This is a genomic window from Citrobacter sp. BIDMC107 (assembly GCF_001037575.1).
Classification (GTDB): domain Bacteria; phylum Pseudomonadota; class Gammaproteobacteria; order Enterobacterales; family Enterobacteriaceae; genus Citrobacter; species Citrobacter freundii.
Genome location: NZ_KQ089848.1, coordinates 2939107 through 2947031, shown reverse-complemented (window position 1 = coordinate 2947031; position 7925 = coordinate 2939107). Strand labels below are relative to the sequence as shown.

Sequence of the window (7925 nt, the reverse complement as noted above, 5' to 3'; positions counted from 1 at the left end):
GCTACCGTTTCCAGTAGTTATCCCCCTCCATCGGGCAGTTTCCCAGACATTACTCACCCGTCCGCCACTCGTCACCCAAGGAGCAAGCTCCTCTGTGCTACCGTTCGACTTGCATGTGTTAGGCCTGCCGCCAGCGTTCAATCTGAGCCATGATCAAACTCTTCAATTTAAGTTTGATGCTCGTGAATTAAACTTCGTAATGAATTACGTATGTTCACTCAGAGACTTGGTATTCATTTTTCGTCTTGCGACGTTAAGAATCCGTATCTTCGAGTGCCCACACAGATTGTCTGATAAATTGTTAAAGAGCAGTTGCGACGCGCTTTAGCGCTCTGTCGCGAGGTGGCGTATATTACGCTTTCCTCTTTCAGAGTCAACCCTCATTTTCAGGTTTTTCTCTTCAACCGAACCAGCTGTTTGCGTGAAGTGATTCACATCCGCCGTGTCGATGGAGGCGCATTATAGGGATCCCATTTTTTAGCACAAGTATTTTTTGGATCTTTTTTTCTGAATGCTTGTTTTTCACTCCTTTCGCTACATTCCTGCGCAATTTGACTGATTTTTGATAGCTAAACCACTTGCACAGTCTCAATAATCCAACCAAAGTCTTCATTACTGCTCTATTTTCGTTGAGGTAAACATGTCTGATGTACTGCGTCCTTATAAGGATCTTTTCCCACAGATCGGAAATCGCGTGATGATCGACACCAGTAGTGTCGTCATTGGTGATGCTCGTTTAGCTGATGATGTCGGAATCTGGCCACTGGTTGCCATTCGTGGCGACGTTAACTATGTACAAATTGGTGCCCGTACAAACATCCAGGACGGCAGCGTTCTCCATGTCACGCATAAATCCACGTCTAATCCGCAGGGTAACCCACTGATCGTGGGTGAGGACGTTACGGTTGGTCATAAAGTCATGCTACACGGCTGTATCATTGGCAACCGTGTATTAGTCGGCATGGGATCGATTCTGCTGGATGGCGTAGTCGTAGAAGACGACGTTATGATTGGGGCTGGTAGCCTGGTTCCACAAAACAAACGCCTGGAAAGCGGATATCTGTACCTGGGGAGCCCGGTTAAGCAAATCCGTCCATTAAGCGATGAAGAGAAAGCAGGCTTACAATATTCAGCTAACAACTATGTTAAGTGGAAAGACGAGTATTTAAGTCAGAGTAACCACACCCAACCTTGAGCATCTTCCTGCTGGGCCTGGATCAATGCTTCAGCTTCTTCTTCCAGATCCCAGCGATGCTGTTGAAATATTTCCAACCACTGCTCAGGCGTGTCGCCGCCAAAGCGGGACGCCATAATCTCTCCAGATATGGCACATGTTAACTGCATACCATGAACCATCGCTGGAAACACAACGGCGTTAACATCCGTGCGCCATTCTTCCCGATCGGGAAACTGGATCGCCTGATTCATGCCGACAATTCCTGTTGCATGCTTTTTATGACAGGCTCCACCTGTGGCAAAACGCCATGCCAAAGTAAAACTGCATGCGCAGCCTGCCCCACCAGCATCCCCAGGCCATCGGCATAATGTTTCGCCCCATGCGAAACACACCAGGAAAGAAACGGTGTGTTCCCTTTCTGATAAAACATGTCATAACAATAGACCGAAGGGTGGATAAGAGATGCTGGAATAGCTGGTATCTCACCGCTCATTCCGCTGGATGTGGCATTGATGATCAAATCAAAACTGCAATTATCAAGATCGTCCATTCCCACCGCCTGCACGCTGCCGGTGTGGGAGAAGATTTGTGCCAGTTCTTCAGCGCGCGAAGCGGTACGGTTAACAATAGTCACCGCACAATCCATAGAAAGAAGAGGTAATAAAACTCCACGGGATGCACCACCCGCACCAATCAGCAGAACTCGCGATCCGGGATGAATGAAAGATAAACGCTCAAGATCGCTTAATAAGCCGATACCATCCGTGTTGTCTCCCAGTAAACGCCCATCCTCCAGCCGTTTAAGGGTGTTGACCGCTCCAGCAAGCGATGCCCGCTCCGTTAGTTCATCAGCACGTGCAAACGCCTCTTCTTTAAAAGGCACAGTGACATTTGCCCCCTTCCCGCCCTCAGCAAAAAAAGCGTTCAGCGTATTCACAAAATCATTGATGGGCGCCAGTACACGCCCATAAGAATGATCAATCTTCAACTGCTCTGCAAATTGCTGATGAATAAAGGGCGATTTACTGTGCGCTATCGGATTACCAAAAACAGCATAGGCTTCTTTCATATTACCCCTGTCGAAACTGTTCACCCGTCAGAGCATCACGGATCTCCGAAGGATTCAAACGGCCTCCGGTCTCCCCCTCAACCACAGGAAAGTCTGTACCAAACTGCGCACGGACTTCCTCAACAGTTCTGCAAGGCGGTAAGCCACTCAGATTAGCACTGGTAGAGACTAATGGTTTGCCATAAGCCTGGCACAATGCAACCACCAGCGGATGATCGGTAACACGCACGGCCAACGAGTCAAAACGACCGGTCAACCAACGAGGCGTAGTCGCGGGCGCCGGGAAAACGAAAGTAACAGGCCCAGGCCAGCGGGCGAACACAGCCTCACGTTGGGCCTCGGTGAGCATGCTATCGTCGATATAGGGTTTTAGCTGGTCAAAGCTTGCCGCAATCAAAATTAAACCTTTATCGACTGGGCGTTGTTTTAACTCTAACAGACGGGTAACAGCCGTTTCGCTGTCGGGATCGCAACCGACACCGAAAACAGCTTCAGTTGGATAGGCGATGACTTTTTCTTGTTTCAGAACCGCTATCGCCGCAGCGATAGCGTCTGTGGGCAGGTTATTATTCACTTTTTTATTCCGCCGAAATCGGCTTTCCACATTGTTTACTGGCACAGAAATGCTTCACACCCTGTGCGGTTTTCTTTTCGATGAGAAGCGGATAATGACACTCAGGACATTCTCCGGATAACGGTTTGAAGTTAATGACAAACTGGCACTCCGGATAGCGATCGCAGGAGTAGAAGGTTTTGCCATAACGGGAACGCCGCTGGACAAGATGACCAGTCTGGCATTGAGGACAGACTATTGCTGTTTCATCAGGCTTGTCGATGAGCTCGGTGTGATCGCACGCAGGATAGTCACTGCATCCAATGAACATACCGAATCGTCCCTGTCTCAGCACCAGCTCAGCGCCACATGCAGGACAAAGCTTACCCTCCAGAACTTTGACAATATGTCCGTCCGCGGAAGATTTCAGTGGACGGATGTAATCGCATTCTGGATAGTGTGAACAACCGAGAAACGGACCGTGTTTCCCGGAACGAATAACCAATTCAGCCCCGCATTGTGGGCAGGGCTCATTTTTACGCACCGTGAACAGTGCTGATTTAGCCATAACAACTCATACTGAATGAAGATTGATTAATGCAGCATACCTTCATTCACTTCAAAGAGTAATTCTTCCATTTGCTGATAGGCATTTTCACAACCTGGAATGTTGAATAGCACCATCAGGATTACCCACTTCAGGTCTTCCAGATCGAACTCTGCCGTATCCAGCGCGAGTACACGCTCAATGACCATTTCTCGCGTTTCGAGGTTTAGCACCTGAATCTGCTCCAGGAATAGCAGGAATCCTCTACAGCTTGCATCCAGTCGATCGCACTCTTCCGCAGTATAAATACGTATAGAAAGAGGGTCAGATGCCAGTTGCATAGGTTCAGCAAGGCCATCCTGATAGTCAGCAAGCTTTTCCAGCCAAAGTAACGCGTTGTAAATGTCTTCACGATCAAAACCAGCGTCGGTAAGATCCCGTTCCAGTTTGTCCTGATCCACACGCAGCTCAGCTTCGTTATGGATATATGTCTCAAACAAATACATTAGTACGTCGAACATGGCATGCCCTCCTCAATCGGACATAGCCGCCGGGTACAGCTGCGATCCACCCTGCTAACTCCAGTTCGAGCAGTTGAGCCACTACCTCTGGCACAGGTTGGCCGGCACGTTCAGCGACGACGTCAACAGGTGTTACCTCATCTCCTACGTTAGCCAGGAGCTCCGGAAATGGCAATGCCACCTCTTCGTGATCTGGCGAATAAATTGATTTTTCAGGTTCATCTGGCAACCATTGCAGCCCATATTGCAAATTTTCAAGAATTTCCTCTGGTGTCGTCACAAGCATGGCTCCCTGCTGAATTAGCCAATGCGGTCCTTCACTTCCCGGGCTCCCAATCGGCCCTGGTAAAGCAAACACCTCCCGCCCTTGTTCCAGTGCACAGCGAGCAGTAACCAGTGACCCGCTACGCTGTGCAGCTTCGACGACCAGTACACCTTTACTTAGACCACTGATAATGCGATTTCGTCGGGGAAAATTGCGTGGCAAAGGGAGCGTATCTAATGGGAACTCAGACACCAGTGCACCACCTGCCTCAATCAGTCGCTGAGCAAGACGGATATGCTGTCGTGGGTGAATGGTCTCAAGTCCATTTCCCAGCACCGCAATACTTGTGCCTTGTCGGTTTATCGCAGCACTGTGTGCCACGCCATCAATTCCCCGGGCCAGACCGCTGGTGATCGTCACACCACATGCTGCAAGCTTTTCACAAAACAATCGCCCCCAGCGTTCGCCATACCAGGAGTGCTGTCTGCTGCCGACAACGGCCACCTGGAACGAGCGAAGACATGCGGGATTTCCTGCGACAAAAAGCACCCCAGGATAATCCTCAATCGCACGGAGCTGTGGCGGGTAATGCTCGCTGTCGGCAACCACAAAATGGTGGTTAGGCTGTTCAAGCCAGCGCAACGTTTTTTCCAGCGTCAGATCCGAAAAGGTTAAAAAGCGCCTTGCCTGCCGTGGAGAGAATCCTGCCTGCAGGAGTACCGCGTTGCTAATCGACGGTTGAGTATTGAGCCAGTGGGCAATGCGCACCATCTCATCACCATACAGTTCATTCACTTGCGCTAAACGTAGCCAAATTTCGATTTGGGTCATCCTTGTCCCCCTGCCACAAGCAGTCCTGGCAATCTTTGCGATTGGTCACTGATGCTGTCAATCAGAGGGGGTTTTGTCTAGAATAGAGGTAATAATCTTTTCAACTCCTGAACACAACTCTGGATAACTATGTCAGTTTTGCAAGTGTTACATATTCCGGACGAGCGCCTTCGCAAAGTCGCAAAACCGGTCGAAGAAGTGAATGCAGAAATTCAGCGCATCGTTGATGATATGTTCGAAACGATGTATGCCGAAGAAGGTATCGGTCTGGCAGCAACACAGGTTGATATTCATCAGCGCATCATCGTTATTGATGTCTCTGAAAACCGCGACGAGCAGTTGGTTCTCATTAACCCAGAGCTGCTGGAAAAAGACGGCGAAACCGGCATTGAAGAAGGCTGTCTGTCGATTCCTGAACAGCGTGCGTTAGTACCACGCGCAGAGAAAGTAAAAATTCGTGCGCTCGATCGCAACGGTAAATCTTTTGAACTGGAAGCCGATGGCCTACTGGCTATCTGCATTCAACATGAAATGGATCACCTGGTCGGTAAACTGTTTATCGATTATCTGTCTCCGTTGAAGCAACAACGCATTCGTCAGAAAGTTGAAAAACTCGACCGCCTGAACGCCCGAGCTTAAGGACAAGAATCAACGTGTCAGACTCACTACGTATTATTTTTGCGGGTACACCTGACTTTGCAGCGCGTCATCTCGACGCGCTGTTGTCTTCTGGACACAACGTCGTTGGCGTGTTTACCCAACCGGACCGCCCGGCGGGACGCGGTAAAAAGCTGATGCCCAGCCCGGTCAAAGTGCTGGCGGAAGAAAAAGGGATTCCGGTTTTCCAACCTGTCTCTCTTCGCCCTCAGGAAAACCAGCAGCTGGTTGCTGATTTACGCGCAGACGTGATGGTGGTGGTGGCATATGGCCTGATTCTGCCAAAAGCCGTACTGGAAATGCCGCGTCTGGGTTGTATCAACGTTCACGGCTCCCTGCTTCCACGCTGGCGTGGTGCAGCACCGATCCAGCGCTCACTGTGGGCAGGTGACACCGAAACAGGTGTAACCATCATGCAGATGGATGTTGGCCTCGACACCGGAGATATGCTGCTTAAGCTGTCTTGCCCGATTACGGCAGAAGATACCAGCGGTTCGTTATACGATAAGCTGGCAGATTTGGGGCCGCAGGGGCTGATTGAAACGCTAAAACAGCTGGCTGCCGGCACAATAAACCCGGTGGTACAAGATGAATCACTGGTTACGCATGCAGAAAAACTCAGCAAAGAAGAGGCCCGTATCGACTGGTCGCTTTCAGCTGTTCAATTGGAACGCTGCATCCGCGCCTTTAACCCATGGCCAATGAGCTGGCTTGAAATCGACGGTCAACCAGTGAAAGTCTGGCAAGCTTCGGTTATTGCGGAAAACACCCAGGCTGCGCCAGGCACCATTCTGGAGGCAACAAAGCAGGGTATTCAGGTCGCAACGGGCGACGGCATCCTGAATCTCGTCTCTTTGCAGCCTGCCGGTAAAAAAGCCATGAGCGCGCAGGATCTGCTTAATTCACGCCGGGAATGGTTTGTACCCGGTAACCGTCTGGTCTGACGGTTCATCTCTTTAAGCCCGGTGTTTCCGGGCATTTTTATTTTTGCGCTTATGAAAAAACATCTTAATTTACGCAGTATGGCGGCCCAAGCCGTCGAACAGGTTGTCGAAAAAGGACAGTCATTAAGCAACGTGCTGCCCGCCATGCAGCAAAAAGTTGCAGATAAAGACAAAGCGCTGTTGCAGGAACTTTGCTTCGGTGTATTGCGTACACTCTCTCAACTGGAATGGATGATCCAGCAACTCATGGAACGTCCAATGACGGGCAAACAGCGCACCGTTCACTACCTGATCATGGTGGGCTTCTACCAACTTCTGCATACTCGTATTCCAGCACACGCCGCGCTGGCTGAGACAGTAGAAGGCGCGGTTGTCATTAAGCGTCCGCAACTGAAAGGGCTGATCAACGGCGTGTTGCGCCAGTTTCAACGCCGTCAGGATGAACTGCTGGCCGAGTTCGCGCAAAGCGATTTACGTTTCTTACACCCTTCCTGGCTGGTGAAACGTATTAAGGCCGCTTATCCGCAGCAGTGGGAAGCTATTCTTGAAGCCAATAATCAGCGACCACCGATGTGGCTGCGTGTCAATCGTAACCACCATACGCGCGACGCCTGGCTGGACCTGCTTAGCGAAGCAGGATTAACCGGCTTCCCACATCCGGATTATCCGGATGCAGTGCGTCTGGAAACGCCGGCTCCTGTACACGCCCTCCCAGGCTTTGATGAAGGCTGGGTAACCGTCCAGGATGCTTCAGCTCAAGGATGTGTAACTTATCTGTTGCCGGAGAACGGTGAACAGATCCTCGACCTGTGCTGCGCGCCGGGCGGTAAAACGACGCACATTCTGGAAGTTGCTCCGCAAGCTAACGTCATGGCCGTCGATGTGGATGAAAAACGCTTATCGCGCGTTTACGACAATCTGAAACGTCTGGGCATGAAGGCAACCGTAAAACAGGGTGATGGTCGATATCCACAACAATGGTGTGGCGAACAACAGTTTGACCGTATTTTGCTAGATGCTCCGTGTTCTGCCACCGGGGTGATACGTCGCCATCCAGACATCAAATGGCTGCGTCGCGATCGGGATATTGCCGAACTGGCGCAGTTGCAGGCCGAGATCCTGAATGCAACCTGGTTACATCTCAAATCTGGCGGCACGCTGGTTTATGCCACGTGCTCTATCCTGCCAGAAGAAAACCAGCAGCAAATTACCGCCTTCCTGGCACGCACGCCGGATGCGGTATTAAGCGAAACCGGTACGCCGGAAAACCCCGGACGTCAGAATTTACCGGGTGCGGAAGATGGCGATGGCTTCTTTTACGCTAAGCTAATCAAAAAGTGATGAGATAACGGGTCGCGACT

Annotated in this window: 10 protein-coding genes; 4 read left to right on the top strand and 6 right to left on the bottom strand. The window is 50.6% G+C overall.

The features are described from left to right. Window positions 1-640 precede the first annotated feature (640 nt). Window positions 641-1195, top strand: a complete 555-nt coding sequence (locus SK39_RS13775; protein WP_003031171.1) for a gamma carbonic anhydrase family protein — start codon at window positions 641-643, stop codon at window positions 1193-1195. Here the strand turns inward: SK39_RS13775 and SK39_RS13770 are convergent. From SK39_RS13770 to dprA, 6 genes are read right to left on the bottom strand one after another with little or no spacing between them, the layout of a single operon-like run. Next, complete coding sequence (locus tag SK39_RS13770; RefSeq protein ID WP_003031169.1) at window positions 1171-1428, bottom strand: DUF1488 family protein; 258 nt, start codon at window positions 1426-1428, stop codon at window positions 1171-1173. The genes SK39_RS13775 and SK39_RS13770 overlap by 25 nt on opposite strands. Next, a complete protein-coding gene (gene aroE, locus SK39_RS13765; protein ID WP_032938694.1) occupies window positions 1425-2246 on the bottom strand; it encodes a shikimate dehydrogenase in 822 nt (273 codons plus the stop codon). Before aroE ends, SK39_RS13770 begins: the two co-directional genes overlap by 4 nt. A 1-nt stretch (window position 2247) precedes the next feature. Continuing rightward, window positions 2248-2820 (bottom strand): L-threonylcarbamoyladenylate synthase type 1 TsaC, encoded by a 573-nt coding sequence (gene tsaC / locus SK39_RS13760; protein ID WP_003031166.1) that lies wholly within the window; start codon window positions 2818-2820, stop codon window positions 2248-2250. Between the two features lie 4 nt (window positions 2821-2824). Next, the gene (locus SK39_RS13755) at window positions 2825-3367 is read right to left on the bottom strand and encodes a DNA topoisomerase family protein (protein WP_003842156.1); all 543 of its coding nucleotides are present in this window, start codon (window positions 3365-3367) and stop codon (window positions 2825-2827) included. Window positions 3368-3393: 26 nt separating this feature from the next. Next, window positions 3394-3867: a DUF494 family protein Smg gene (smg, locus tag SK39_RS13750; protein ID WP_003031162.1), complete on the bottom strand. Its 474-nt coding sequence runs from the start codon at window positions 3865-3867 to the stop codon at window positions 3394-3396. Further along, entirely contained in the window at window positions 3839-4963 is a 1125-nt protein-coding gene (dprA, locus tag SK39_RS13745) for a DNA-protecting protein DprA (protein ID WP_003842154.1), read from the bottom strand. Before dprA ends, smg begins: the two co-directional genes overlap by 29 nt. A gap of 129 nt (window positions 4964-5092) precedes the next feature. Between dprA and def the strand changes: the two genes are divergently transcribed. From def to rsmB, 3 genes are read left to right on the top strand one after another with little or no spacing between them, the layout of a single operon-like run. Continuing rightward, window positions 5093-5602 (top strand): peptide deformylase, encoded by a 510-nt coding sequence (gene def / locus SK39_RS13740; protein WP_003031159.1) that lies wholly within the window; start codon window positions 5093-5095, stop codon window positions 5600-5602. Window positions 5603-5616: 14 nt separating this feature from the next. Beyond that, window positions 5617-6564, top strand: a complete 948-nt coding sequence (fmt, locus tag SK39_RS13735; protein ID WP_003845229.1) for a methionyl-tRNA formyltransferase — start codon at window positions 5617-5619, stop codon at window positions 6562-6564. 51 nt (window positions 6565-6615) lie between these two features. Beyond that, the gene (gene rsmB / locus SK39_RS13730; RefSeq protein ID WP_032938708.1) at window positions 6616-7905 is read left to right on the top strand and encodes a 16S rRNA (cytosine(967)-C(5))-methyltransferase RsmB; all 1290 of its coding nucleotides are present in this window, start codon (window positions 6616-6618) and stop codon (window positions 7903-7905) included. Window positions 7906-7925: the final 20 nt, after the last annotated feature.

Bases quoted from the DNA above. Each gene is read 5' to 3' on its own strand.
- SK39_RS13775 (WP_003031171.1), top strand. From the start codon at position 641: ATGTCTGATGTACTGCGTCCTTATAAGGATCTTTTCCCACAGATCGGA.
- SK39_RS13770 (WP_003031169.1), bottom strand. From the start codon at position 1,428: ATGAATCAGGCGATCCAGTTTCCCGATCGGGAAGAATGGCGCACGGAT.
- aroE (WP_032938694.1), bottom strand. From the start codon at position 2,246: ATGAAAGAAGCCTATGCTGTTTTTGGTAATCCGATAGCGCACAGTAAA.
- SK39_RS13755 (WP_003842156.1), bottom strand. From the start codon at position 3,367: ATGGCTAAATCAGCACTGTTCACGGTGCGTAAAAATGAGCCCTGCCCA.
- smg (WP_003031162.1), bottom strand. From the start codon at position 3,867: ATGTTCGACGTACTAATGTATTTGTTTGAGACATATATCCATAACGAA.
- dprA (WP_003842154.1), bottom strand. From the start codon at position 4,963: ATGACCCAAATCGAAATTTGGCTACGTTTAGCGCAAGTGAATGAACTG.
- def (WP_003031159.1), top strand. From the start codon at position 5,093: ATGTCAGTTTTGCAAGTGTTACATATTCCGGACGAGCGCCTTCGCAAA.
- rsmB (WP_032938708.1), top strand. From the start codon at position 6,616: ATGAAAAAACATCTTAATTTACGCAGTATGGCGGCCCAAGCCGTCGAA.